This window comes from Pseudarthrobacter cremeus (assembly GCF_051857465.1).
Classification (GTDB): Bacteria; Actinomycetota; Actinomycetes; order Actinomycetales; family Micrococcaceae; genus Arthrobacter.
Window position 1 is genome coordinate 184,079 of record NZ_JBPZHC010000010.1, and the last position, 24,489, is coordinate 208,567.

General features: G+C 66.6%; 22 protein-coding genes and 1 pseudogene. 12 read left to right on the top strand and 11 right to left on the bottom strand.

Annotated features, from left to right (window positions below; genetic code table 11):
• Nucleotides 1–117: 117 nt before the first annotated feature.
• Together ACS5PJ_RS18005 and ACS5PJ_RS18010 are read left to right on the top strand one after the other, a co-directional pair.
• Nucleotides 118–1,293, top strand: coding sequence for a globin domain-containing protein (locus tag ACS5PJ_RS18005; protein WP_439436225.1), 1,176 nt, complete (start codon nt 118–120; stop codon nt 1,291–1,293).
• Nucleotides 1,280–1,795 carry a DivIVA domain-containing protein gene (locus ACS5PJ_RS18010; RefSeq protein ID WP_439436226.1) on the top strand — a complete coding sequence of 172 codons (516 nt, stop codon included), beginning with the start codon at nt 1,280–1,282 and terminating at the stop codon, nt 1,793–1,795. Before ACS5PJ_RS18005 ends, ACS5PJ_RS18010 begins: the two co-directional genes overlap by 14 nt.
• 105 nt (nt 1,796–1,900) lie before the next feature.
• Here ACS5PJ_RS18010 and pta read toward each other — a convergent pair whose 3' ends face one another.
• The gene (gene pta / locus ACS5PJ_RS18015) at nt 1,901–3,979 is read right to left on the bottom strand and encodes a phosphate acetyltransferase (protein WP_439436257.1); all 2,079 of its coding nucleotides are present in this window, start codon (nt 3,977–3,979) and stop codon (nt 1,901–1,903) included.
• Nucleotides 3,980–4,163: 184 nt separating this feature from the next.
• Between pta and paaI the strand changes: the two genes are divergently transcribed.
• The 6 genes from paaI (at nt 4,164) to ACS5PJ_RS18045 (ending at nt 9,682) form a co-directional block, all read left to right on the top strand.
• Entirely contained in the window at nt 4,164–4,613 is a 450-nt protein-coding gene (gene paaI, locus ACS5PJ_RS18020) for a hydroxyphenylacetyl-CoA thioesterase PaaI (RefSeq protein ID WP_439436227.1), read from the top strand.
• 7 nt (nt 4,614–4,620) lie between these two features.
• Nucleotides 4,621–5,988: a phenylacetate--CoA ligase PaaK gene (paaK, locus tag ACS5PJ_RS18025; RefSeq protein WP_439436228.1), complete on the top strand. Its 1,368-nt coding sequence runs from the start codon at nt 4,621–4,623 to the stop codon at nt 5,986–5,988.
• Between the two features lie 125 nt (nt 5,989–6,113).
• Nucleotides 6,114–7,466, top strand: a complete 1,353-nt coding sequence (locus ACS5PJ_RS18030; RefSeq protein WP_439436229.1) for an MFS transporter — start codon at nt 6,114–6,116, stop codon at nt 7,464–7,466.
• A 95-nt stretch (nt 7,467–7,561) separates the two neighbouring features.
• Nucleotides 7,562–8,167: a TetR/AcrR family transcriptional regulator gene (locus ACS5PJ_RS18035; RefSeq protein ID WP_439436230.1), complete on the top strand. Its 606-nt coding sequence runs from the start codon at nt 7,562–7,564 to the stop codon at nt 8,165–8,167.
• An 82-nt stretch (nt 8,168–8,249) separates the two neighbouring features.
• Entirely contained in the window at nt 8,250–9,371 is a 1,122-nt protein-coding gene (locus ACS5PJ_RS18040; RefSeq protein ID WP_439436231.1) for a S1C family serine protease, read from the top strand.
• 23 nt (nt 9,372–9,394) lie between these two features.
• A complete protein-coding gene (locus ACS5PJ_RS18045; protein WP_439436232.1) occupies nt 9,395–9,682 on the top strand; it encodes a hypothetical protein in 288 nt (95 codons plus the stop codon).
• 104 nt (nt 9,683–9,786) lie between these two features.
• Here the strand turns inward: ACS5PJ_RS18045 and ACS5PJ_RS18050 are convergent, their stop codons facing one another.
• A complete protein-coding gene (locus ACS5PJ_RS18050; RefSeq protein WP_439436233.1) occupies nt 9,787–10,197 on the bottom strand; it encodes a VOC family protein in 411 nt (136 codons plus the stop codon).
• 213 nt (nt 10,198–10,410) lie between these two features.
• Nucleotides 10,411–12,519 carry a phenylacetic acid degradation bifunctional protein PaaZ gene (paaZ, locus tag ACS5PJ_RS18055; RefSeq protein ID WP_439436234.1) on the bottom strand — a complete coding sequence of 703 codons (2,109 nt, stop codon included), beginning with the start codon at nt 12,517–12,519 and terminating at the stop codon, nt 10,411–10,413.
• Nucleotides 12,520–12,674: 155 nt separating this feature from the next.
• Between paaZ and ACS5PJ_RS18060 the strand changes: the two genes are divergently transcribed.
• Entirely contained in the window at nt 12,675–13,100 is a 426-nt protein-coding gene (locus ACS5PJ_RS18060; protein WP_439436235.1) for a PaaI family thioesterase, read from the top strand.
• A gap of 16 nt (nt 13,101–13,116) precedes the next feature.
• Here ACS5PJ_RS18060 and ACS5PJ_RS18065 read toward each other — a convergent pair whose 3' ends face one another.
• Both ACS5PJ_RS18065 and ACS5PJ_RS18070 read right to left on the bottom strand, forming a co-directional pair.
• The gene (locus ACS5PJ_RS18065; RefSeq protein ID WP_439436236.1) at nt 13,117–15,732 is read right to left on the bottom strand and encodes a S1 family peptidase; all 2,616 of its coding nucleotides are present in this window, start codon (nt 15,730–15,732) and stop codon (nt 13,117–13,119) included.
• A 102-nt stretch (nt 15,733–15,834) separates the two neighbouring features.
• Complete coding sequence (locus ACS5PJ_RS18070; RefSeq protein WP_439436237.1) at nt 15,835–16,548, bottom strand: tyrosine-protein phosphatase; 714 nt, start codon at nt 16,546–16,548, stop codon at nt 15,835–15,837.
• 240 nt (nt 16,549–16,788) lie between these two features.
• On the opposite strand from ACS5PJ_RS18070, the gene ACS5PJ_RS18075 reads away from it, so the two are divergent.
• Complete coding sequence (locus tag ACS5PJ_RS18075) at nt 16,789–17,637, top strand: SGNH/GDSL hydrolase family protein (protein WP_439436258.1); 849 nt, start codon at nt 16,789–16,791, stop codon at nt 17,635–17,637.
• A 45-nt stretch (nt 17,638–17,682) separates the two neighbouring features.
• Here ACS5PJ_RS18075 and ACS5PJ_RS18080 read toward each other — a convergent pair whose 3' ends face one another.
• The 5 genes and pseudogenes from ACS5PJ_RS18080 to ACS5PJ_RS18100 form a co-directional block, all read right to left on the bottom strand.
• Entirely contained in the window at nt 17,683–18,291 is a 609-nt protein-coding gene (locus ACS5PJ_RS18080) for a GNAT family N-acetyltransferase (RefSeq protein WP_439436238.1), read from the bottom strand.
• A gap of 157 nt (nt 18,292–18,448) precedes the next feature.
• The gene (locus tag ACS5PJ_RS18085; protein WP_439436239.1) at nt 18,449–19,324 is read right to left on the bottom strand and encodes a 3-hydroxyacyl-CoA dehydrogenase family protein; all 876 of its coding nucleotides are present in this window, start codon (nt 19,322–19,324) and stop codon (nt 18,449–18,451) included.
• Nucleotides 19,321–20,148: an enoyl-CoA hydratase/isomerase family protein gene (locus ACS5PJ_RS18090; RefSeq protein WP_439436240.1), complete on the bottom strand. Its 828-nt coding sequence runs from the start codon at nt 20,146–20,148 to the stop codon at nt 19,321–19,323. Before ACS5PJ_RS18090 ends, ACS5PJ_RS18085 begins: the two co-directional genes overlap by 4 nt.
• Nucleotides 20,148–21,359 carry a thiolase family protein gene (locus ACS5PJ_RS18095; RefSeq protein ID WP_439436241.1) on the bottom strand — a complete coding sequence of 404 codons (1,212 nt, stop codon included), beginning with the start codon at nt 21,357–21,359 and terminating at the stop codon, nt 20,148–20,150. Before ACS5PJ_RS18095 ends, ACS5PJ_RS18090 begins: the two co-directional genes overlap by 1 nt.
• 120 nt (nt 21,360–21,479) lie before the next feature.
• Nucleotides 21,480–21,644: pseudogene (locus ACS5PJ_RS18100) on the bottom strand (pentapeptide repeat-containing protein); the annotation flags it as partial.
• Nucleotides 21,645–21,782: 138 nt separating this feature from the next.
• Here ACS5PJ_RS18100 and ACS5PJ_RS18105 point away from each other — a divergent pair.
• Complete coding sequence (locus ACS5PJ_RS18105; RefSeq protein ID WP_108597748.1) at nt 21,783–21,959, top strand: CsbD family protein; 177 nt, start codon at nt 21,783–21,785, stop codon at nt 21,957–21,959.
• An 88-nt stretch (nt 21,960–22,047) separates the two neighbouring features.
• Nucleotides 22,048–22,782 carry a dienelactone hydrolase family protein gene (locus tag ACS5PJ_RS18110; RefSeq protein ID WP_439436242.1) on the top strand — a complete coding sequence of 245 codons (735 nt, stop codon included), beginning with the start codon at nt 22,048–22,050 and terminating at the stop codon, nt 22,780–22,782.
• Between the two features lie 124 nt (nt 22,783–22,906).
• Here the strand turns inward: ACS5PJ_RS18110 and ACS5PJ_RS18115 are convergent, their stop codons facing one another.
• Nucleotides 22,907–24,367: an amino acid permease gene (locus ACS5PJ_RS18115; protein WP_439436243.1), complete on the bottom strand. Its 1,461-nt coding sequence runs from the start codon at nt 24,365–24,367 to the stop codon at nt 22,907–22,909.
• Between the last annotated feature and the right edge of the window lie 122 nt (nt 24,368–24,489).

Below are 24,489 nucleotides of genomic sequence, written 5' to 3' on the forward strand. Positions count from 1 at the left end.
CGGAGGCATCTGTGTATTGGACCTTCCCGTCGGGAATGCGGTAGGTTTGCCGGGGTGCTGTGGGGGGCCCGCTCCGCCGGAACCGGCGGACGCCGACCCCAACAGAAGGGCCTTTCGATGGACGCCGGTGGGCTGAAGAGGACGTGGTCCTTAGCGGCCGCTCTAGGGGACGAGGTCCCCTTATACTTCTACTCGCATTTGTTCATGTCCCACCCGGAGCTACGCGAAATGTTCCCGGTGTCGATGGCCGGGCAGCGTGACAAACTCTTCGCCGCCCTCGGGCATATAGTCAGCCACGCGGACCGGATTGACGAGGTGGCCGGGTTCATCGGCCAGCTCGGCCGCGACCACCGTCGCTTCTCCGTCAAGCCCGAGCAATACTCGATGGTCGGGGCTTCCTTCCTCGCTACCTTGGAGAAGTACCTCGGTTCGGCATGGACCCCAGAGGTTGCGCAGTCGTGGGCCGAGGCCTACGGACTGATCGCCAAGGTCATGGTCATGGCTGCCGAGGAGGCCTCGGACACAACGCCGCCGTGGTGGGAAGGCGAGGTCACCGCCGTCGAGCGCCGCAGCCTGGACGTGACAGTCCTGGAGATCCGTGTGGCGGACGGCTTCACCTACTCGCCCGGCCAGTCCGCCGCGGTGGAGGTTCCCGCGCTCCCCCGGACCTGGCGCTACCTCAGTCCCGCCAATGCTCCCCGCCCTGACGGCACAATCGAGCTGCATGTCCAGCTGATCCCTGGCGGCCTCTTCAGCACCGCTGCCGTCCGCCGCACCAAGGTGGGCGACGCAGTGCGCATCGGCGCTCCCGTGGGGGACCAGCTCGCCCTCGAGGCTTCACGGGACGTGCTCATGGTTGCCGGCGGGACCGGGCTCGCCCCGATGGCCGCGATGGTCGACGCCGCACGGCAGCAGTGGCACGAGCATGGCACAGGACCGCGGGTGGATCTCTTCCACGGGGCACGCGTCCCCTGGAACCTTTACGACCAGCAACGGCTCGCCGGCCTGGCCTCTGTGGAGCCGTGGTTCAGCTACCACCCGGTCGTCTCAGACGACGCGACGTTCCCGGGCGCCCGGGGCTATGTGGGCACCGCGGCCGCGGCACACCCTGAGGCATCCCGGCGTCTGGCCCTCGTGGCGGGATCGACGGCGATGGTGGGGCACACCATCAGCGAACTCGCGGCCGCGGGCACGCCGCGCGCCGACATTCGATACGAAGACTACGCCGGCGTCGAGGACAATTCCTCTGCCACCGGCGAAGACCAGGAAGAGGTATATCATGAGCACCGCTAGCCCCCAGGGCCGCATCAGCCCTTCCGACATCCGCAACGCCTCGTTTGAGGTAGTGGGACACGGGTACGACAGGAACGCCGTCCACGAGTTCCTTCGCAATGTTGCGGAGCAACTGGAAGCCGATGAGCGTCATCCGGCGGCGGGCAGCCCCGCCGCGAAGGACGAAATGGTCAAGGTCATCACGCAGGCTCAGATGCTCGCGGAGAAGTTTGTGTCCGAGGCCGAGCAGTATTCGAAAGACCTCGTCTCCAGCGCCCGCACCCAGTACAACGAAATCCTGCGCCGCGCTGAGGAGTCCGTGGCTGCACGCCAGGGCGTTCCGGTGCAGGCCGCCCCTGAACCGGAGTACACCACCCCCATTCAGGAGATCGAGTATGTCCGCACCTACACCAAGGTGGCGCAGGTCCAGTTGCGCGCTGTGATCGACGCCCTGGCCGAGCAGGTGGACCGTCTCGGCGACCTCCCTGCGGCCCGCGACAACCGCCGCAACGGGAACGGCTAGAAGCAAGGGCCTCAGCTGACCCGCCACCCCAACGCGGGGTCACTCCACGCCCGATAAAGGACCCACATCGGGCGTGGAGTGACCCCGCGTTGCTCCTGGAAACGCTTACGACGCCGGCGACTGCGCCTGGATGGCCGTGATGGCCACGGTGTTCACGATGTCCTCCACCGTGCACCCGCGCGAGAGGTCGTTGACCGGCTTCCGGAGCCCCTGCAGGACAGGCCCGACGGCGACTGCCCCGGAGCTCTGCTGCACCGCCTTGTACGTGTTGTTGCCGGTGTTCAGGTCGGGGAAGATGAAAACGGTCGCCTGCCCTGCCACGGACGAGCCCGGCATCTTGGACTCCGCAATGGAGGCATCCACGGCGGCGTCGTACTGGATGGGGCCTTCGACGGCGAGATCGGGGCGGCGGCTCCGGACCAGTTCGGTGGCCTGCCGGACCTCGTCCACGGCCTCCCCCGCCCCCGAACCACCGGTTGAATAGGACAGCATGGCAACCCGCGGCTCCACGCCGAACTGCTGGGCGGTTTCGGCGGAGGCGAGCGCGATGTCGGCAAGCTGCTCCACGTTGGGGTCAGGGTTCACGGCGCAGTCGCCGTAGACCAGAACCCGGTCCGGCATCAGCATCAGGAACACTGAGGAGACGATCTTGACGCCCTCGCGGGTCTTGACGAATTCCAGGGCCGGGCGGATGGTGTGCGCCGTGGTGTGAGCGGCGCCGGAGACCATGCCGTCCACCACACCGAGCTGGACCATCATGGTGCCGAAGTAGCTGACATCCTGCATGATTTCCAGGGCCTTGGGCACGTCGACGCCCTTGTGCGCCCGCAGTTCCGCATACTTTTCGGCGAACTTCTGCCGGAGATCGGACGTGGCCGGGTCCACGATGTTGATCCCGGACAGGTCGATCCCGCGGGAGGCGGCGAGCTCCCGGACGTCCGATTCCGGGCCCAGGACGGTCAGATCGCAGACGTCGCGGCGGTGCAGGATTTCCGCGGCGCGCAGGATCCGCGGGTCAGTCCCTTCGGGCAGGACCACATGCCGGCGCTGGGAGCGGGCACGTTCAATGAGGTCGTGGAGGAAGCGCAGCGGGGTCATCCGTTCGGGGCGCGGCAGGTGCAGGCGTTCCACCAGCTCGGCCTCGTCCACGCGCTTTGACCACAGGCCCAGCGCGGATGCCACCTTGCGGCGGTGCCCGGACCAGATTTCGCTGCGGACCTCGGAGACGCGCTTGGCGGTGGTGTACGTATCGTCAGTGGTGGCAAAAACCGGGAAGGGAGCCTGCGCCAGGAGCGGGTAGATGTTGTCATCCGGGGCCAGGCCACCGGTCAGGATCAGCGCCGAGGGCACCGGAAATTCGGGTGAGAACGAGGACGCCAGGCAGGCCACCATCACGTCCGCACGGTCACCGGGGACGATCACCAGGGCGCCCTCATCGAGCACGTTCAGGAAGTGGCCCACGTTCATGGCCGCAACCTTGATGTCCCGCACGTCGCGTTCCATGTCGGCCCGGCCGGCGATCTGGCGGACACCCAGGGCTGTGGCAACTTCGCCCGTGGTGGGGCGGGCAATCTCCTCCAGCTCCGGCAGCACGTACACCGGCCGCTTGGAGGCACCCGGCTTGATCTCGGCGGTGATCGCTTCGAGGAGTTCGGGGTCGGCGCGGTTCACCATGATGGCCAGCAGTGTGCACTTCTCGGCCACCAGTTCTTTGCGGGCAACCTCGACGGCGGCAGCCGTCTCCGCGACGGTCCGCCCCTTCGCGCCCACCACGGCAACCACGGGTGCGGCCAGGTTGTTGGCCAGCCGGGCGTTGAGGTCAAACTCCACGGCGGCGTCCTGGCCGGTGAGGTCCGTCCCCTCCACGATCACCACGTCGCAATGCCGGGAAATCTCGGCGAAGATCTCCACGCACCGGGCATCGATGTCGGCACGCCTGCCCTCGGCCAGCAGGGCCCGCACCTCGGCGAACGTCAACCCGCCGCGGCACCTTTCGTCGTCGAGCGCGAAGCGGGCCTTCATGAGCGCCACCATGGGGTCATTCGCGGCATCGGGGCCGTGGACAACGGGCTTGAAGAAGCCGATCCGGTCCGCATGCCGGTGGAGGGTGTCAGCGAGCCCCAGTGCCACGAGCGATTTGCCCGAGCCCGGAGTGGTTGCGCTGACGTAAATGCCTTTGGCCATGGTCCGCCCTTTGGTGTGCTGGTGCAGGTCCAACCATCCTTGCACTTTCCGCCGGGCATGCGGCAGCGTTTGGCCGGATCGCGGACGTGGTGGCGGCCTTGAAACACGGACAGGCCTTGACACATACCCGGCCGATGGGATTACCTAATGAACATTCGGTAAATAAAGCTGGAGGCAATGACGCATGGCTGAAGCAGCACTCTCCGGGGCCACACACCCCATCCTGGAAAACGACTACGCCTCCGAATGGATGGGCATCGAGGTCCTCGCGCTCAGCGACGGGCACGCCACCATCCGCATGACCCTCAGGCAGGAAATGCTGAACGGCTTCGGCATGGCCCACGGCGGAATGATCTTCGCCTTCGCCGATACCGCCTTCGCCCTGGCCTGCAACCCGGTGAACCCGGGCCCCGGCGACGCCGGCAGCATCACCGTTGCCGCCGGCGTCGACATCAACTTCCTCAAGCCGGCATTCCGCGGCCAGGTAGTCACCGCCGTCGCCGACCGCCGCTCCAGCGCCGGGCGCAGCGGCCTGTACGACATCCAGATTTTCGCCGCCGACGCCGATGCGCAGCAGCCGGGTGAACTCATCGCTGAGTTCCGCGGACGCAGCCGCACCATCCCCAAGAAGTAGGACAATCATGACCCTCCACGCCCCCGAATCCCCCACGCAGGGGACCGCCGCCACCCAGGCAACCGACGCTGTCCTGGACCGCGAGGAAACCATTTCCCGCGACGAGCTCGAGACCCTTCAGCTTGCCCGGCTGCAGCACACGGTGGCCTACGCCTACGACCGCGTGCCGCTCTACAAGCGCAAGTTCGACGCCGCCGGCGTCCACCCGAATGACCTCCGCGAACTGAGCGACCTGGGCAACTTCCCCTTCACCACCAAGGACGATCTGCGCGAGGAATACCCGTTCGGCATGTTCGCCGTGCCTCAGAACGAAGTGTCCCGCATCCACGCCAGCTCCGGCACCACGGGCCGGCCCACCGTGGTCGGGTACACCAAACAGGACCTCGCCGACTGGGCCAAACTGGTGGCCCGCTCCCTGCGCGCCTCCGGCGTCCGGCCCGGCATGAAGGTCCACAACGCGTACGGCTACGGGCTGTTCACCGGCGGCCTGGGCGCCCACGCAGGCGCCGAGGCACTCGGCTGCACCGTCATCCCCATCTCCGGCGGGCAGACGGAGCGCCAGATCCAGCTGATCCAGGACTTCCAGCCTGACGTCATCCTGGCCACCCCCACGTACCTGCTGACCATCGCCGACGCCATGGCGCACATGGGCATCGATCCGACGTCGACCTCCCTGAAGTACGCAGTCCTGGGCGCCGAGCCGTGGACCGAGGAGATGCGGCACGAGCTCGAGGTGACCATGAACATCAAGGCGTGCGACATCTACGGGCTGTCCGAGGTCATGGGCCCGGGCGTCGCCGGCGAGGCCGTGGAGACGCAGGACGGCAGCCACATCTGGGAGGACCACTTCCGCCCGGAAATCATCGACGCCTTCAACCCTGAAGTCGGCAAGGAAAACGTGCTCCGCGACGGCGAACACGGCGAACTGGTGTTCACCTCGCTCACCAAGGAAGCACTGCCGATCATCCGCTACCGCACCAAGGACCTCACGCGCCTGCTCCCTGGCACGGCACGCCCCGCGCACCGCCGGATGGGCCGCATCACGGGCCGCAGCGACGACATGATCATCCTCCGCGGGGTCAACGTCTTCCCGTCGCAGATCGAGGAAATCGCGCTCCGCATCCCGGAGCTCAGCCCGCACTTCCAGCTCGAACTCACCCGCCCGGAAAACCAGCGGATGGACCAGATGACGGTCAAGATCGAACGCCGTGAGACCGTCACCATCGAGCAGAGCACGACGGCGGCGCGCACCTTGCAGGAGCAGATCAAGATCCACGTGGGTTCTTCGTGCCGCGTGGACGTGGTGGACCCGGGCTCGCTCGAGCGGTCCAACGGCAAGCTGCGCCGCATTTACGACCTGCGGCCGAAGGGGTAGCCGGCCGGACTCAGTGCAACTTGTTGCCAAGTTATTGGCAACCGGTTGCACTGAGTTGCCTTTTCCTTTAGGGTGGGACAGCGCCAACACAGTCGTGGGCGCCCCCTTCAGAACAGGAAAACGCAATGACGCACACGCCCTTGCCTACAGGAGCCCCACCCCACGGCGCCCTCCACCCCGCCGCAGCCAACAAAGCCGAACTGCGCCGCGCCGGCTGGGCCGGCTTCATCGGCACCGTCCTGGAAAACTACGACATGGTTGTCTACGGTGTCGGCACGGCCATCATCTTCAACACCCTGTTCTTCCCGAACGTCTCCCCCGCCGTGGGTTTCATCGCCAGCTTCGGCGCCTACGCCGTCGGCTTCATTGCCCGGCCCATGGGCGGCCTGTTCTTCTCCCGTTACGGCGACAAGATCGGCCGGAAGTTCGTCCTCGTGGCCACGCTGGCCCTCATGGGCACCGCGACCTTTGCCATGGGACTGCTCCCCACCTATGAATCCGTGGGCATCCTGGCCCCCATCCTCCTGACCGTCCTGCGCTTCATCCAGGGCTTCGGCGCGGGCGCCGAGATGGCCAGCGCCGTCGTCCTGCTCGCCGAATTTGCGCCCAAGGGCAAGCGCGGCGCCATGACCTCCCTGGTCTGGGCCGGCGCCGCCGTGGGCTCCGTCTTCGGTTCGGGCGCCTGGATCCTGGTGCAGATGATGCCCCGCGAGGACCTCGAATCCTGGGGCTGGCGGCTGGTGTTCCTCTCCAGCGCCATCGTGACCGTTGCCGCGTACCTGATCCGGCGCAACATGAAGGAATCCCCGGTCTTCGCCGAACTCAAGAAGGAACACGTCGAGGCTGCTTCCCCGGTCTCGGAGGTCCTCAAGAAGGGCCGCCGCCCGCTGCGCCAGGTCTTCCTGATCAACATGGGCACCCACGCCCACTCCTACATCTACCAGGCGTTCCTGGGCACGTTCCTGATCTCCGTGGTCAACATCGACAAGGCCCTGATCCCGCAGATGCTGGCCATGGGCGGCCTCTTCGCCATCCCCGCGGCGCTGATTGCAGGACGCGCCACCGACCGCTGGGGCCGCAAGCCCGTCAACGTGTTCATCCTGGCCTTCCTCTTCCTGTTCTCCTTCCCGGCGTTCTGGCTCAGCAGCACCGGCAACATCTGGCTGATTGCCCTGGTGTACGCGGTGGGCTTCACCTTCGCGGTTGAGGGCGGCATCGCGGCACAGTCGGCGATGTACGCAGAACTGTTCGGCTCCAAGTACCGGTACGCCGGTGTGGCCATCGCCCGTGAGTTCTCGGCGATCTTCGGCGGCGGCATCGCCCCCATCATCTGCTCCGCGCTGCTGGCGTGGGCCACGAACTCCTACTGGCCCATCGCCGTCTACATGATGATCGTTGTGGGCATCTCGCTGTTCCAGGCGGTCCAGGCCCCTGAGACCCGCGACCGCGACCTCACGCTGGAGGAAAACGCCAGCTAGCGCGAAACGGACAGACGGCGGCCCACCCGGTGAGGCCGCCGTCTTTGCCTGTGCCGTTGCATGAATTACCGAACGTTCATGAGAAAATAGCCGGTATGCCCACTACAGCAGCCCCCAGCAAGCGCGGCCGTCCCGGTTACGACCAGCAATCGGTGCTGCTGATCGCCGTCGACGTCTTCAACAAGCACGGCTACGACGCCACCTCGATGGGCATCCTCGCCGAGAACCTTGGCATCTCCAAGTCCGCGATCTACCACCACGTGCCGTCAAAGGGCGACCTGCTCAAGCTGGCCCTCGACCACGCACTGGGGGGCCTCGAGGCGATTCTTGACCAGCCCGAGGCGCAGAGCGGACCGGCTGACGCCCGCCTGGAATTCGTGCTGCGCCAGACAGTGGCAGTGCTGGTGGACCGGCTGCCGTTCGTCACGCTGCTGCTGCGGCTGCGGGGCAACACGGAGATTGAACGGGACGCCCTGGAACGCCGCCGCGCCTTCGACCACAAGGTGGCCGGACTGATTTCGGCCGCCCGCGACGACGGCTCACTGCGCCAGGACATCGACCCCCGCACGGTGACGCGGCTCCTGTTCGGCACCATCAACTCAATCGTGGAATGGTACAAACCGGGCGGTTCCCTCTCCCCCGAGAAACTGGCCGACGACGTCATCACCATCGCGTTCGACGGGCTCCACGCCCAGCGCTGACAGTCAGCCCCCGGGAGTGGCGGCGCCCGGTTCCCGCGGGCTACGGTTGATGCGGGAGCCAGCGTCCGCCGGGAGGTTGTCAATGAAGCCGCCAGCCAGCTTTTCGCACCGAAGCGTGCCACGCCGTCGGGCCTGGGCCCTGGCGGCGTGCGCAGCACTGAGCCTCTGCGCCTGTACCGGGACACCTGCTCCGGCACCGTCTCCGGCTTCCTCGCCCGCATCCCCTGCGGCCTCCGCTTTGGCCTCACCCGGCCCCGCTCCCGGTACCACCCAGGACTCCGGCCAGGGTACCGGCCAGGGCACCGCCGCACCGATCACGGAGATCGTGGAGGACCTCGCCCCCTCGGTGGTGACCATCTTCACCGACGGCGGCCTGGGCAGCGGCGTGGTGTATTCGGCGGATGGCCTGATCCTCACCAACGAGCACGTGGTCCGCGGCAGCACCAAGGTTGAGGTCGCCTTCGCGGACGGCCAACGGGTGGCCGGCACGGTCAAGGCAACGGATGCCGTGACCGACCTCGCCCTGGTACAGGCTGAACGGACCGGCCTGCCCAAGCCCACCTACCAGAGCACGCTGCCCAAGGTGGGTGAGGGTGCCGTAGTCCTGGGCTCACCGCTTGGCTTCGAAAACACGGCGACGGCGGGGATCATCTCGGGCCTGCACCGGTCCATTCCCGGCTCGGCCCAGGACAGCCTGTCCCTGGTGGACCTGATCCAGACCGATGCCCCCATCAGCCCCGGAAACTCGGGCGGCGCCGTGATCAACATGCGCGGCGAGGTGGTGGGCATCAGCGAGGCCTACATACCGCCGTCGTCCGGGGCAGTGGCCCTGGGCTTCGCCATCCCCGCCGCCACCGCCGTACAGGTGGCCGAGGAATTACTGGCGAACGGCACCGTCAAGCACGCCTACCTGGGGCTCACGCCCGGCGAACTGACCCGGCAGATTGCCGAGCAGTTGGGCATAGACGCCACCGCCGGCGTCGTGGTTCTGTCCGTAGACAATGACGGACCCGCCGGGCGTGCGGGGATCCGGCCCGGTGACGTCCTGGAGACCATGGAAGGCGTGGAACTGAGAGCCCCTGAGAAATTGCTGGCTGAGCTCAGGAACCGCAACCCTGGGGATACTGTTGGGTTTAAGGTGAAGCGCGGAGACCAGAACCTGGATCTGAAAGCCGAACTCACCGAACGGCCGAGAGGCCAGTAATCCCCAATAAAGGAGAGCACGTCATGACGAACCCTAAAGAGGCAGATCCCGGATTCATCATTCCCGATCCGTCCAAGCTCAGGGAGAACAGCCCGGGGGACGCCGGTGACGAGGCGAACGTCATCCGCTTCAGCGAGGAGCAGGCGCTGATCGAGGAGCAGTCCCACGGGATCCGCCCCGACACGTACAGCGTGCCCCGCGGCGGCCCCACCATGGAGGAAGCGCGCGGCAACATGGACCTGACCGACACCGGCACCGGCCCGTCGGATGACAGCAGCGACGACGGCCTCCACGGCGGCGCGGAGTCCTAAGGGCCCTTGCGTCGGCAGGCAGGAGGGCCGCCCCCGTTCGCTGGGGCGGCCCTCCTGCTGCTTCGCCGATTCTCAGCGCAGATTCTCAGCGCCGATTCGCCAGCTCAGAGCTGATACTCAACCTGGGCCGCGCCAAGGGTTTCATGGACGCACAAAATGTTGTGCTCGGTGTCCATGAACCACGCGCACTTCTCGGAGTCCGTCGTGCAGATGTGGTTTTCCGTCTTCAGGTTCGGCAGGTCGTAGTCCTGGAAATGGACCCCTTTGGATTCCATGTCCCGGACGATCCGCTCAATGTCCCGCACCTCGAAGCTCAGGGCGGTGTGCTCGGAGTGCTTGCCGTCCGAGACCGGCATCAACTGCAGCATAGGGCCGCCGTCCGTACCGAGTAATTCGCTTCCATCGTCTGTCATTCCGCGGTGCGGGAGGCCCAGTTTTTCGGTGTAGAAACCGTGGGCGCGCGCTGCATCATCGACTGGCAGGATGGTTGTGGCAGTGGTCAGGGCTAGGTTCATTTCGCCACCTCCTACGGAGGAAATCTTACGCCTGGGCCGCCCGGAAAGATCCGTCCAGCACCCCCCAAACGCTCTGGCAGCACCCGTCAGAATTCCCCCAACCCTCTGGCAGCACCCGTCAGAATCCCCCAAACGCTCTGGCAGCACCCACAAAGCGGTGAAAGAGCGTCCGCCAAAAACATGCAGGAAGTGCCAGAGCGTCGGGGCCGGGGGTTACTTTGCCACGAGGGTGAGGACGTCGTAGGTGGCCACGATGTCGTCGTTCTGGTTGGTCAGGACCGCATCCCAGGCCACCTCGCCGTACTCGTCCGTCTCGCGCGGGGTGATGCGCTTGGCGGTCAGGGTCACCCGGATGGAATCACCAGCGGACACCGGGGTGACGAAGCGAAGACCCTCCAGGCCCGAGTTCGCCAGGACCGGGCCCGGCGCCGGCTCCACGAACAGCCCGGCACCCCACGCCAGCAGCAGGTAGCCGTGCGCCACGATGCCCGGGAAGAACGGGTTGGCTTCCGCGGCTTCCTGGTTGGTGTGGGCGTAGAACGTGTCGCCGGTGGAGTTGGCGAAGGCAGTGATGTCCTCAAGGGTCACCTGGCGCAGGTCGGACCGGACGGCATCGCCGATGCGCAGCGTTGCCAGCGGCTTCTGGAACGGGTGCGTTCCCTCCGTCTCCACGGTGAAGTTCCGGTCCGCGCCGGTGTGCCACACTCCGGTGACGGCGGTCAGCATGTTGGGCGAGCCCTGGATGGCGGTGCGCTGCATGTGGTGCATGACCGAGCGGATGCCGCCGAGTTCCTCGCCGCCGCCTGCCCGGCCGGGTCCGCCGTGGACCAGGTGCGGGACCGGGGAGCCGTGGCCGGTGGAGCTGCGGGCGTCCTCACGGTTGAGCATCAGGACACGGCCGTGGTGGGCGGCGATGCCGGTGACGAGTTCACGGGCCACGTCGGGATCGTTGGTGCAGACCGAGGCCACCAGCGAGCCGCCGCCGCGCGCGGCGAGCCGGACGGCGTCGGACAGGTCCTTGTAGCCGATGACGGAGGCGACCGGTCCGAACGCCTCAAGCGAGTGGATTGCGTCTGCCTCGGGATCGTCCCAGCTCAGCACCACCGGGGACATATACGCGCCCGCGTCCACGACTCCTGTCGCACCACCCACAGAGGTGACCGACGGCGAATCGAGGGTTCCGTACGCGAGCTCACCGCCGGCGTCGAGCATTGATTGCACGGCGGCACGGACGTCAGCGAGCTGCTCCACCGATGCCAGCGCCCCCATGGTCACGCCTTCGGCGCGGGGATCGCCCAGGACCACTCGCTCCTCCACGCGCTTTCCAATGGCGCCAATCACCGCGGACACCAGTGCCTCGGGCACAATAGCGCGCCGGATCGAGGTGCACTTCTGGCCGGCCTTGACGGTCATTTCGGTGACCACGGACTTGATGAAGGCGTCGAACTCCGGCGTGCCTTCCACGGCGTCCGGGCCGAGGATGGCGGCGTTGAGCGAGTCCGTTTCGGAGGTGAACCGGACCCCGCCCTGCACCACGTTGGGGTGCGACTTCAGCGAAAGCGCAGTGGACGCGGATCCGGTGAAGGCCACGAGGTCGCGGTAGTCCAGGACGTCCAGAAGCCCGCGGACGGAACCGGAAACCAGCTGCAGCGAGCCCTTGGGCAGGATGTTGGATTCGATGATGGCCTTCACCACGGCCGCGGCCACATAACCCGTGGGGGTGGCGGGCTTGACGATGGTTGGCACCCCGGCGATGAAGGCGGGCGCGAGCTTTTCCAGCATGCCCCAGACCGGGAAGTTGAAGGCGTTGATCTGCACAGCCACGCCCGGGATGCGGGTGTAGATGTGCTCGCCGGCGAACGAGCCGTCCTTGGACAGCACCTCCATGGGGCCGTCCACCACCACCTGGGAGTTGGGCAGCTCGCGCCGGCCCTTGGAGCCGAAGGTGAACAGGACGCCGATGCCGCCGTCGATGTCGATCATCGAGTCGATCTTGGTGGCGCCGGTCTGTGCCGAGAACGTGTAGAAGTGCTCGCGCCTGGCGTTCAAGTACTGCGCGAGTTCCTTGAGCTTGAGTGCGCGCTGGTGGAAAGTCAGTTTGCCGAGCTCAGTCTGGCCAACGGTGCGGCCGTAATCCACGACGGCGGCAAGGTCCAGTCCGCTGGTGCTCACCTTGGCGAGGATTTCGCCTGTGCTCGCATCCCGTACGGGGACGGCGTCGGCGGCCGCAGCGGCGTCGGGAGTCCACCACGAGTCCTGCACAAAACTGGGAACTGTCTCGACGGTCTCGAGTGTGGCTTCGGCTGTTGCAGTGGTGGTCATCGTTGACGGGTCCTTCCAACGCGGGGCAAACACACACGGCCAGCGCTTTACTGACCGTTCGTTCGGTAACATGTCTACAGTACATGACCGCGGTGTACTGCACACTGGCAGTTAGGCTTTTCGGGCAGCTGCCATCCACTTCTTGAGGAGACATCATGACCACGGAATCATCCAAAGGGTCCTCCACCGCGGACCTGTGGAAGATCACGCTGGGCGAACTTGACGAGAAGATGGGCGTAAAAATCGTTGAGGAATCCGTGGAACGCGTGGTGGCCACCATGCCTGTGGAGGGCAACCGGCAGTCATTCGGGCTGCTGCACGGCGGCGCCTCGCTGGCTGTCGGCGAGGCCGTGGGGTCCTGGGCCGCCGTCATCCACGCCAGCACCATGGGCAAAACCGCCGTGGGCGTGGACGTTTCCGCGACGCATCACCGCTCCGCCCGCGAAGGCGTGATCACCATCACGGCCACGCCGATCTACCTCGGCGGCACGCTGACCACGCACGAGGTACTGATTACCAACGACGCCGGCCAGCGCCTGTGCACGCTGCGCATCACCAACCTGCTGATGGACCGGAAGTAGCTCCTTAGCTCCCGGATCACCGGTTGGTGGCGCGTGCCCGCTTCCGACGCCGGCTGAGCGCCAACAGCACGCCGCCGGCCACGAGGGCCAGGCCGGCCAGCGCGGCGGCCAGCAGCAGCCCGCTGGCGCCTGTGGCGGCCAGATTTTCAGCCGGGTTTTCCACCGGGGAACGGACGACGGCGGCGGTGTCACCCGCCGGGGTAACGGCACCCTGCGAGGAAGGAACGGCAGCCGTCGGTTGGGTTGGCGCGGCCTGCACCGCGGCCGCCGGCGCTTCTGCCGGGGCCGGGCTCTGGGCTAACGCGGCGGGCACAGGGGCGTCGATGGTGAAGGACACCACGGCCGGCGGAGAGGTGACTCCGTCAACGGCCTGCGTGGCTGACACGGTGTGGGCGCCCAGGCCCAGCCCGGCCGGGAACGGCACGCTCCAACGGCCGTCCGCGAGGACCCGGGCATTGGCCACGGGAAGTCCGTCGATAACCACCGCCACGTCAGCGCCGCGAACCCCGCTCCCGGCGATGGTTTCCGGGAGCTGATCCTGCCTGACGTGCTGCCCGTCGGTGATGCCGGCCAGGACGGGGGCCGGCGGGATCACGGAAAATGTGGCGTAGGCCGCGGGGCTGTCCGCCAGGCCCGGGGACGACAGCACGGCGACCGCCGCGACGCTGCCGTAAACCGTTGGACCGGTCAGGGAAACCGACCATTGCCCGTCCAGACCGACCGTTCCCGATCCCGCAACATCGCCGGTCAGCGTCACCGTGGCCCCGGGCGCCCCCCTGCCCTCAAGGCTCCTGAGTTCCGTCAGGGGCTGACCGGCCGGCGTCGTGATAGTGGGGGCCGCGAGCGGCGCCGGCGCCACGACGGCGGTCAGGGAGACGGTGCCGGAGCGGCTGAAACCGTTGACCGTTTCAGCGGTGAACGTCAAGGGCCCGGCCGGCAGCGGAGCCGTGAAGGACCATTCGCCGGCGGCGTCCACCGGGACCTCGAGTGGTTGATGGCCGGGAACCGTGATGCGGACTTTTGAATGAGCCGCTACCGCCGTGGCAGGGGCTGCGGGAACACGCCCGGTGATGCGCGTGCCCGCGGCGAACGTGAGGTCCGCCGGCCCGGTGAGTTCGGGCTTGTTGAGGAAGAGTTCCAACTGGTAGCCGGGCAACACCTTCAAGGCGTCTTCCAGCGTGGTGGCCACCGCGAAGTTCTGTACGACGTTGCCGTTCTTGTCCGGAGTGTCACCGGCCGTGTGTGTTCCCACCGCGTAGTTTCCGCTGAGCCACGGGCCGCCGGAATCGCCGCCGCTGGACTGGACGTCGAAGGAGAGGAAGCCGGTGAACGCACGAAGATCGGCCGGATTGGCGGCGTAGCCGGCACCTCCCGCTACGAAGATCCCCACCTCCGCTATGTGACCGCAGAACCAGCCCGAGGAGCGGCCCGAGCGGCAGACGGGCATGCCCACGACAGGGGTCGCGGTTCCGATGATTTTAACGTCCGGCGCAGGGGGTGCGCCCCAGGTGCTGGCGGCCGGCGACGGGTCCAGGTCTTGGCGAAGGTCGCCGATCACGGCGATGTCCGTCCCCACGTTTCCCGGGTCCTGAAGGTTGCCGGGGCGCAGGACCGGCGAATTGGCAGGGCCGCCGAACTGGCTGAAACCAAACTGTCCGAGCTGGCCGGCCGGCGTACCCTGGAATTCCAGGATTGCGGACTTGGCGGCGCCGTCATTGGTGCAGTGGCCGGCCGTCAGGACTGCAGGCAGGCCTGACGGGTCAAAGGCGGAGAACCCGGTGGAACAGACCCAGGTATCCGCGCGGTATCCCAGGCCCCCTGGAAGGTCCGCCTCGGGCGCCAGCCGGGCGCCGTCGTCGAGCGATACATTGGCATACCTGGAGACGAATTCCGAGGGGGAGATCTTTCCGGTGCCCGTGGCGCCTGCGGTCCCGGTAATGGGGCCGGTGGCGGCTTCCGGCGCGGACTCAGGGGCATTGGTTCCGCCGGTCCGGATAACGAACTTCCCGCCCGACGTGACCACCGCCTGCAGTCCCTCCGGCCCCACTTCGCGGAGGTAGTCCTGGAAGAGCTGCCCGGTGGTGAGCGCCAGCTCCGGGCGGCCGGGGCCCTGGGCCGGTGCCGCGGGGACGGCGCTGTTCGTGGGGGCGGCGGCCGGTCCATCCGGCGCTGCGGATTCAATTTCGAGGCCCGGGATGGCCACAGCGAGTTTGGCTGCAGCCGCGCCCAGTTCCGGTCCCGTGCCGGTCACGATGATCTTTGCGTCCTGCAGCCGGACCCCCAGGTATCCGGGAACCTCGCGGAGCGCGGCCACCGCTTCGGCCGCGCGCTTGCCCAACTCACCGGCGGCCTTGAACTCCTCAGGAGTCAGGCCGAGATCCCGGAGGACAGCCTCGTTCAGGCCGGCTTCTGAAGGGCCGGCTTCTGAAAGGCCCGCGCTCGAAAGGCCTGTCTTTGAAACCTCCGGAGCGCTCACGGAGGTCGCGCCGGCCCCTGTTTCGCCCGCCGTCGGGCTTTCCGAAACGGCCGACACCGGGAAAGCGGCAGCCGGAAAGGCCTCAGCCGGGACGGCCCCAAGCCCGAGCGCAACAGCAACTCCGGCTACGGTACCTGCGGCAAGAACTTTTTTCATTCGGGTCGTCATTTCCGTTCGTCCCACTCACGTCTGTCCGCCTTGACGTGGGCCGCGAACAGGGCCACCGTCACCTCACTGGCGTCACATGGGTCACACCAGTCACAACCGTACCTGACGTGTCAGCAGTTTTAGAAGGGCGGCCAGGTCCGCTGCGCCCAGGCCGTGCTCCAGCAGGAACGAGCGGGTGTCCAGCCCCCGGGCGAACTCCACCACCGCCCGTCCGCGACGTTCCAGCAAAGGGTCCAGTTCGTCGTCCTCCATGTAGCGTTCGCGGGCGTGGGGAGGGCCATGGGTCCGGTAGCGTTCGTTGATGCCGCGGGCCGCCTTTGTGTAGCCGTCGGCGATCAGCCTGTCAGAGTCACCGGCAAGGTCCTGTAGCATGGCCGCCACCATCCCGCTGCGGTCCCGGCCTGCCGCACAGTGGATGACCACTGCCGCTGGTGCCGACGCGATGGCGCGGAACAGGTCCACGAATTTCTCCGGGTAGAGCCGGACATTATGCAGGTAGTGGGCCGGATCGTTGAGGTAAGGTCCGCAGACGGCGGAGAGCCGGGGATCGTCGGGCTCCTCGGTGGGGGCCGAGACAATCCTGACGCCGGACCAAGCCGATCCGGCCACGGAGGGATCGGTGTCCCGGCGCCGCGCCTCATGGGGGTTACGGAGGTCCACCACCGTGCGGACGCCGTCGTCGTACGCGTTCCGCCAGCCCGTTTCCGTGAGCCACTCACGGCGGCCCATCCGGAAGACGCCGCCGGCAACATGCCACGCATTCACGGCACCGTCCCAGCCCACAGCTCCCCCGGCATTTTCCATTCGGCCAGCTAACCACAAGGCCGCAGCCACCTGCACGCCCGGCGTGCAAGTACCCGGGCAGGTAGCCGGTAGGAAAATCAGGTACCCGGTGCCAGTGACCGGCCCTCACTGAAGGCGTACGGTGACACTACGTGCCTGTGTCATTTTGTTCCGTTGATCAGAAAAAGGGGAAATTCGATGGCAGCTTCAACAGTACGACGGCGGCGCTCGACCTTTGCGGCCGGCCTCGCCACTCTTGTTATGACGGTCAGTCTCGCGGCTCCGGCCCAGACAGCCCCACCGCCGCGGGACGTCGATTACGTCGCGATCGGGGATTCGTACTCGGCGGGGACCGGGGCGGACACCGTAGGCACGACGGCGACTGGCCCTTTCGTGCCGACGCTGCCCTGCACGCAGACTGCCAATGGTTACGTCGACAAGGTGGACACGGCCACCCCTGTTGTACTGGTGAAAAACGCGGCATGCCACGGAGCGCTCCTTGCACAGCCGACATGGGACGGGGTCACCAGCGTCGAGGATCAGATAGCCCAGCTGACCGCGCAGGGCAATCTCTCCAAGGACACCGAACTGGTCAGCATGACAGCGGGCGCTAACGATGCCGGCGTGAGCAATGTTCTGTTCAACTGCATTGCGGCCACGTCGGATGCTTGCAGCGGAGCCGTTCTGGCGTCTCAGCAGGCTCTGCCGCAGGTTCGCGCAAACCTCATCGCTGCCTTTACTGCCGTTCACAGCCAAGCTCCCCGTGCCAGAATAGTGGTCCTTGGCTACGCCATGCTGTTCAATACAGCCGGCTTCCCAGTGCTTCCGGCGGACCGGCAAGAGCTGATTAACTCGGGAACCGCGGGACTGAACGCCACCATTGCATCGGCCGCTGCAGAGGCAAATACCTTGTACGGGGCGCAGGTCCAGTATGTAGACGTCACGGCAAGGTTTGCAGGCCACGAGGTCAACACACTCAGCCCGTGGCTTTTCCTTTCCCAAGTGGATCCCTTCGAACCCCGAAACTTCCACCCGAACCAAGAGGGACATGCTCAATATGCTGCGGCCCTGGTCGCGTCAGTGAATCTTAAGCAGTTGGCCCGCCCCTAACAGGGGCGCCGCGGCAACTAACGCCACCCAACTCGCCAAGCACCCCTACCGGTGCTTGGCGAGCCTGTGTTCGAGCCCGTTACGGACCATGGGCCACTCGTGCTCCAGGATGGAAAACACCACGGTGTCCCGGAGCACGCCGTCCCTGGTCCGCGAGTGGCTGCGGAGCACGCCGTCCTGCTTGGCGCCCAGCCTGGCGATGGCCTCCCGCGACTGGTGGTTGAGCCAGTGCGTCCGGAACTCGACCGCGGGACAGCCCAGGGTTTCGAAGGCATGGCCGAGGAGCAGCAGCTTGGAGTCAGGGTTGGTTCCGGTGCCATGCGACGATGCCGCATTCCAGGTGTAGCCGATCTCTACCCGGGGCGTGGCGGCGTCGATATTGCAGTACGTGGTCATGCCGATGATGCGGCCCGGGCGGCCCGTGGCGGGGTCGATAAGGCGCGTGGTGAACGGCACCATGGACCCTTTCTCCTGCATCGCCAGCCGGCGCTGGATCTCCGCGGCCATCCCCTCCGGCTCGGGAACGGAGGTGTACCAGAGCTTCCAGAGCCCGCCGTCCTGGCCTGCCGCAACCAGGCCATCGTGATGTTCCGGGTGCAGGGGCTCCAGGATGACGTGCCTGCCGGTCAGGGTCAGAGGTTCGAGAAAAGTCACGGCTCCAGCCTAGGCCCACCCGCGCCGCGTTATCCGGTCACACTAAAAGCAACGCGGGGTCATTTGTTGCCCGATGAGCGGCCAGGATTGAGCGTGGAGTGACCCCGCGTTGCTTTAAAGGGGAGGGCAACATCAGCCGCGCCCCGAGCCTCACGCCTCAGCTGGCCGGCCAGTCGAAAAAGCCCTTGCCCGTTTTGCGGCCCAGTTCGCCGCGGGCCACCTTGTCCCGGAGGATCTGCGGCGGCGCGAAACGCTCGCCCAGCGTTGACTGCAGGTACTCGGCAATGCCGAGCCGCACATCCAGGCCCACGATGTCAGTGGTCCGCAGCGGGCCGGTGGGGTGCTTGTAGCCCAGCACCATGGCGTTGTCGATGTCTTCGGCGGACGCCACCCCCTCCTCCACCATCCGCATGGCCTCCAGCGCGATCGCCACGCCCAGCCTCGAGGAGGCAAAGCCCGGGGCATCGTTGACGACGACGGCGGTTTTGCCGAGTGCCTCGACCCACCTTTTGGCGGCGGCGGCGAGGACGGGAGACGTCCGCTCCCCCAGCACCACTTCAATCAGCGTTGAGGCGGGCACCGGGTTGAAGAAGTGCAGGCCCAGGAAGTTCTGCGGCCGTTTGAGTTCGCGGGCCAGGCCGTTGACGGAGAGCGAGGAGGTGTTGGAGGCGAGATACGCATCAGCCTGCAGCCGCTCCTCGATGCCGCGCAGGGACGCCACCTTCAGGTCCCAGTCCTCCGGAACGGCTTCCACCACCAGTTGCCGGTCGGCGAAGTCGTCGTAGTCCACGGTGACGGCAAGCCGCGACACCATTTCGTCCAGGTTGCCGTCGGTTGCGCCCATCTCGATGCTCTTGGCTGCGGAAGACTCCACCCGCTCCCGGGCGGCCTCGGCCGACTCCTCGTCGCGTTCCACCACCAGGACATTGGAGCCGTTGAGCAGGAAGGCGTGGGCTATCCCCGCTCCCATGCGGCCTCCGCCCAGGACTCCTACGGTGGCGGGAAGGTTCTCCGGCAGTCTTGAGTTGCTCATGTTTGGTTCGCCTTTTCTGCTTCGGGGGCGCTCTTGGCTGCTTTCCTGGCCGCGTTCTTGTCCAGGAATGCCTGCATGCGGTCAAACTTGGCCTGGGATTCGAAGAGGATCCCCTGCGCCAGCTGGTCAATCAGCGGGTGTGCCTCGGCCGGGGCGTGGAAAACGGACTTGGTAATCCGTACGGCCAGCGGGTCCTGGCGGCCGATCCTGTCCGCCAGGTCATGTGCGGCATCCATCAGCTGAGGGGCCTCGTGGATTTCGGTGATGAGGTTGACGGCCAAAGCCTCCTCGGCCTTGAGCACGCGGCCCGCGAGCAGGATCTGCTTGGCCACCGGTTCACCCACCAGCTCCTTGAGCCGCCAGCTCGCCCCCGCCGCGGCAAGGATCCCCAGGCCGGTCTCGGGGTTGCCGATCCGGACACCGGGCGTGCCGATCCGGAAATCAGCGGCGTACGCCAGTTCTGCACCGCCGCCCAGGCAGTACCCGTCAAGGGCTGCAATGACCGGCATCGGCAGCTTGGCAATCCGGACGAAGATGGTGGAGTTGATGCCCTGCAGTGCGTCGTCCCGGCGCCGTTCCCGCAGCTGGGCGATGTCGGCCCCGGAGGCAAACACGCCGTCCACGCCCGCGATGATCAGGACCTTCGGGTTCTGCTCCAGTGCGGCGCACACCAGATGAAGTTCATCCACCATGCGCTGGTCGATGGCGTTCCGGACCTCCGGCCGGTTGAGGAGGACCACCACCCGGTCAGCCCGCTCCTCGACCAGCAGGGTGGTGAAGTCGAGGCTGCTGAGGTGCCCGGTGGCGCTTTGCCGAGCCGGCATCAGACCCGCTCCAGCAGCATCGCGGTGCCCTGCCCGACACCGATGCACATGGTGGCCAGCCCGATTTTCGCGTCTTCGCGTTCCATCCGGCCCAGCAGGGTGATGGCGATCCGTGAGCCGCTGGAACCGAGCGGGTGCCCAAGACTGATGGCGCCGCCGTCGTTGTTCACAATCTCCGGATCCAGGCCGAGCCGGCGCATGCTGGCGAGGGACTGGGTGGCAAACGCTTCGTTAAGTTCGACGGCGCCGAGGTCACCGACGCTGAGGCCGCTCCGTTTGAGGACCTTCTGGGTGGCCGGGACCGGTCCGATGCCCATGATCTCGGGTTCGCAGCCGGCGGAGGCGCCGTCGATGATGCGGGCGCGTGCGGTCAGGCCTAGCCGTTCGATGGCAGCCTCGGACGCGACGATGATGGCCGAGGCGCCGTCGTTCAGGGTGGAGGAGTTGCCGGCGGTCACCACGGAGCCCCCGGGCACCACGGGACGCAGCCCCGCGAGGACTTCCAGGGTGGTTCCGGCGCGTGGGCCTTCATCGGTGTCCACGACGGTTTCGGCCTTGCGGGTCTTGACCGTCACGGGCACGATTTCGTCGGCAAAGCGGCCGGCGGCGATGGCTGCGAGGGACCGTTCGTGGGAGCGGACGGCGAACGCGTCGGCATCCTCACGGGTGATGCCGTCCACCCGGGCAACCTCCTCGGCCGTTTCCGGCATGGAGTAGGTCATCTTGCCGTCGCGGGCCAGTCCGCCTTTCAGGAACAGCGGATTGACGAAACGCCAGCCGATGGAGGTGTCGAAGATCTGGCCGGGCTTGGCGAACGCGGCGGTTGGCTTTTCCTGGACCCAGGGCGCCCGGCTCATGGATTCGACGCCGCCGGCGATCACGATGTCTGCGGCGCCGGACTTGATCATGTGGCTGGCCTGGATGATGGCACTGAGTCCGGACGCGCACAGCCTGTTGACCGTGATGCCGGGGATGTGGAGCGGAAGCCCCGCCAGGAGGGTGGCCATCCGTGCGACGTTGCGGTTTTCCTCGCCGGCACCGTTGGCGTTGCCCAGGATGACTTCGTCGATGCTGTCCGGGTCAAGTCCGGACCGGGTGACGGTTTCCCGGATGACCAGCGCGGCCAGATCATCGGGCCGGACCGACGACAGCGCGCCGCCGTACCGGCCCACAGGAGTGCGGACACCACCAACAAGAAAAGCCTCGACCATGAGAACATCCTTTACGCCAGGGAGCTGTGTCGGCAGGACGGTGAAGACCGACCCTACTTACCGACCGTTCGTTCTGTAAAGACTACACTGCCGCCGCCAGCCGACCAACGGCTTCCATCTTCAGAGAACGACGACGCCGAGATGCCCGGCCAGGAGAGGGGCCAGCAGGCTCAGCTGGTAGTCGTCGATCACCACCCCGGCCAGGCTGCCCAGGCCGCTGATGGTCCGGAAGTCCGTGGTGCGAAGGTCAAAGTCCTTCAGCCGTGCGCCGGTCAGGTCAAGGGTGGTCCATGCATTGAGCCTAGCCGGGGCGATCGACAATTCAACAGGCGGCCGGCGGCCCACCGCCCAAGTAGTAAGCATGCTTTGGTGTTATGGTGAAAATGCATTGTTTGATCAACCGGAACGAAAGGCGGCCAGACTATGGGCCTCGGAGACAAGATCAGTAACGAAGCAGAGCACTTGGGCGGCAAGGCAAAGGAAGCTGCCGGCAACGCCACCGATAACGACCGGCTGCGCGCCGAGGGTCAGTCTGACCAGGTCAAGGCTGACGCAAAGAAGGTCGGCGAGGACGTCAAGGACACCTTCAAGCGGGACTAGTCCCGTAGCGCCAACGACCGGACGGCGGTGGATTCCCATGGGGGGTTCGCCGCCGTTCTTTTTTGTGTCCCCGGTTAGTCTTGGGCCCATGACCTACATCGACCTGAGCGCCGAAAGCACCGTCATGGGGGGCTCGAAGAACCTCGGCGGGTATCTCGCAACGCCAACGGGGCCCGGCCCCTTTCCCGGCGTCGTGATGATTCACGAGGCGTTCGGCCTGAACGACCAGATGCGGCGGCATGCGGACCGGCTGGCCCGCGCGGGCTACCTGACACTGGCGGTGAACCTCTTCAGCGAGGGCGGCACGCGGCGATGCCTGGTCAGCACCATGCAGAGCATGGTCCGGGGAACCGGCCGGGCCTTCACGGACATCGCGACGGCCAGGACCTGGCTCGCACGTTCGCCGCTGTCCACCGGAAAAACCGGAGTCATCGGCTTCTGCATGGGCGGCGGATTCGCCCTGCTGGCAGCCCGCGACGGTTTCGACGCCGCCTCCGTCAACTACGGCCGCCTGCCCCGGGACCTCGAAGAGGCCCTCCGCGGGGCCTGCCCCATCGTGGCCAACTACGGCGGCCGCGACACCGCCTTCAAGGGCGCCGCCGCCAGGCTCGAGACTGCCCTGACCGGCCTGGGCATCGAACACAGCGTCAAGGAATTCCCCACCGCCGGCCACGCGTTCCTCAACGACACGGACGCCGGCCCGGCGCTACTCAGGCCGCTCATGCGGGTCATGGGCGTCGGCCCGGACCCCGAATCCGCTCCCGAGGCCTGGCAGCGGATCGAGGACCACTTCGCCCGGTACCTCAAGGATGCAGACTCCTGACCCGGGCAACGTGCGCGGTTCCGGCAGCCTGAACCGACGACGACGGCGGGCCGCCCGAGGGTGACCCGCCGTCGTCGTACTGCTCAGTGCGGTACTGCCTGGTGCTGTTCCGCTGGAGCGGAACCTAGCAGAAGAGCTCGCTCTTCGGTTCGTTGTTCCGGACCTTCTGCCAGCCCAGCCACAGGACCAGCGCGAAGAACGGGATGGTGGCCAGGGTCCAGAGGCCCAGGTGGAAGACCTCGCCGGACTTGCTGGTCATGGTGTCGAAGCCGATCAGGACCGTGATGGCCAGCAGGGCGATCAGGCCGGCCCAGCTGCTCCAGGTTCCGCCGGGTGCGGGCAGGGAGGAGACCTTCCCCTTCTTCTTGCGCAGCGCGATCTGGCTGGCGAAGATGGCGCCCCAGGTGAAGATCACGCCGATCGACGCGGAGTTCAGCGCGAGGTCGAAGGCGTAGGATCCGCCGAGCCAGATGTTAAGCAGGATGCCCACGAGGTAGACGGCGCCGATGGCCAGGATGGCGGCGTACGGCACGTGGCTCTTGGACATCCGGGTCAGCCACTCCGGAGCGTGCCCGTTGTTGGCCATGGTGCGGAAGATCCGGCCGATCGAGTACAGGCCCGAGTTGCAGGAGGACAGCGCGGCGGTGATGACGATCATGTTCATGACGTCGCCCATCCAGCCGAGGCCCATCTGGCCGAACACGGTGACGAACGGCGAGGTGCCGGCCACGTACTGGTCGGAGGGCAGCAGCATGGCCAGGAGCGTCACGGACCCGACGTAGAACACGAAGATACGGAAGACGACAGCGCGGATGGCTTTGGGTACTTCCTTGGCGGGGTCCTGCATCTCGCCGGCGGTGATGCCCACGAGCTCAATGCCGTTGTAGGCGAAGATCACGGCGTTCAGGACCAGGATCATCACCAGGGCGCCCTTGGGGAACATGCCGCCTTCGGCTGCGAAGAGGTTGCTGACCGAGGCGTTGCCGCCGCCCACCTGGGCGTTGGTGATGACCATGAAGGTGCCTACGGCCAGGAAGATGAGGATGGCGCCCACCTTGAGGCAGGAGGCCCAGAATTCGAATTCGCCGAAAGCCTTGACGCTCAGGAGGTTCACGCCCACCAGCAGGAGCAGCGCTGCGATGGCGGACAGTTCAACCGGGACGTTGGGGAAGAAGAACTGGAAGTACAGTCCGATCGCGATGAGCTCGGCGATGCCGGTCATGGCCCAGTTGATGAAGTACATCCAGCCGGAGAGGTACGCGCCCTTTTTGCCGAACATTTCGCCGGCATAGCTGACGAACGAACCCGACGTCTGGCGGTACATGATGAGCTCGCCCAGTGCCCGCATCAGCAGGTAGGCGATGACGCCGGCAATGGCGTAGGAGAAGATGAGCGCGGGGCCCGTGGAGGCCAGGCGTCCGCCGGCTCCCATGAAGAGGCCGACGCCGATCGCGCCGCCCATGGCGATCATGGTGACCTGGCGGCCGCTCAGGGACTTCGCGTAGCCCTCGGCGCTGAGGGTGGAGTCGACGACGGCGGGTTGCGCCGTGCGGCTCTCAAGTTCTGTGGGGGTACTTTGGGGCACAACAATTCCTTGTGGGTAGGGGGATTGGCCGCAGCCGTAACATGAATGATTCCGATCACAAAATTCGGTTTTCTGGGCCTACGGCCACCGATTGCGATCGGAATCTTCCGTGTTGTCGAAGC

Excerpts from the sequence above, each read along its gene's own strand:
- ACS5PJ_RS18005 (WP_439436225.1), top strand. The coding sequence starts at position 118 with ATGGACGCCGGTGGGCTGAAGAGGACGTGGTCCTTAGCGGCCGCTCTA.
- paaZ (WP_439436234.1), bottom strand. The coding sequence starts at position 12,519 with ATGACCACCACTGCAACAGCCGAAGCCACACTCGAGACCGTCGAGACA.
- ACS5PJ_RS18040 (WP_439436231.1), top strand. The coding sequence starts at position 8,250 with ATGAAGCCGCCAGCCAGCTTTTCGCACCGAAGCGTGCCACGCCGTCGG.
- ACS5PJ_RS18035 (WP_439436230.1), top strand. The coding sequence starts at position 7,562 with ATGCCCACTACAGCAGCCCCCAGCAAGCGCGGCCGTCCCGGTTACGAC.
- ACS5PJ_RS18045 (WP_439436232.1), top strand. The coding sequence starts at position 9,395 with ATGACGAACCCTAAAGAGGCAGATCCCGGATTCATCATTCCCGATCCG.
- ACS5PJ_RS18050 (WP_439436233.1), bottom strand. The coding sequence starts at position 10,197 with ATGAACCTAGCCCTGACCACTGCCACAACCATCCTGCCAGTCGATGAT.
- ACS5PJ_RS18095 (WP_439436241.1), bottom strand. The coding sequence starts at position 21,359 with ATGGTCGAGGCTTTTCTTGTTGGTGGTGTCCGCACTCCTGTGGGCCGG.
- paaI (WP_439436227.1), top strand. The coding sequence starts at position 4,164 with ATGGCTGAAGCAGCACTCTCCGGGGCCACACACCCCATCCTGGAAAAC.
- ACS5PJ_RS18065 (WP_439436236.1), bottom strand. The coding sequence starts at position 15,732 with ATGAAAAAAGTTCTTGCCGCAGGTACCGTAGCCGGAGTTGCTGTTGCG.
- ACS5PJ_RS18085 (WP_439436239.1), bottom strand. The coding sequence starts at position 19,324 with ATGAGCAACTCAAGACTGCCGGAGAACCTTCCCGCCACCGTAGGAGTC.
- ACS5PJ_RS18075 (WP_439436258.1), top strand. The coding sequence starts at position 16,789 with ATGACGGTCAGTCTCGCGGCTCCGGCCCAGACAGCCCCACCGCCGCGG.
- ACS5PJ_RS18105 (WP_108597748.1), top strand. The coding sequence starts at position 21,783 with ATGGGCCTCGGAGACAAGATCAGTAACGAAGCAGAGCACTTGGGCGGC.
- paaK (WP_439436228.1), top strand. The coding sequence starts at position 4,621 with ATGACCCTCCACGCCCCCGAATCCCCCACGCAGGGGACCGCCGCCACC.
- ACS5PJ_RS18010 (WP_439436226.1), top strand. The coding sequence starts at position 1,280 with ATGAGCACCGCTAGCCCCCAGGGCCGCATCAGCCCTTCCGACATCCGC.
- ACS5PJ_RS18090 (WP_439436240.1), bottom strand. The coding sequence starts at position 20,148 with ATGCCGGCTCGGCAAAGCGCCACCGGGCACCTCAGCAGCCTCGACTTC.
- pta (WP_439436257.1), bottom strand. The coding sequence starts at position 3,979 with ATGGCCAAAGGCATTTACGTCAGCGCAACCACTCCGGGCTCGGGCAAA.
- ACS5PJ_RS18060 (WP_439436235.1), top strand. The coding sequence starts at position 12,675 with ATGACCACGGAATCATCCAAAGGGTCCTCCACCGCGGACCTGTGGAAG.
- ACS5PJ_RS18070 (WP_439436237.1), bottom strand. The coding sequence starts at position 16,548 with ATGGAAAATGCCGGGGGAGCTGTGGGCTGGGACGGTGCCGTGAATGCG.
- ACS5PJ_RS18110 (WP_439436242.1), top strand. The coding sequence starts at position 22,048 with ATGACCTACATCGACCTGAGCGCCGAAAGCACCGTCATGGGGGGCTCG.
- ACS5PJ_RS18030 (WP_439436229.1), top strand. The coding sequence starts at position 6,114 with ATGACGCACACGCCCTTGCCTACAGGAGCCCCACCCCACGGCGCCCTC.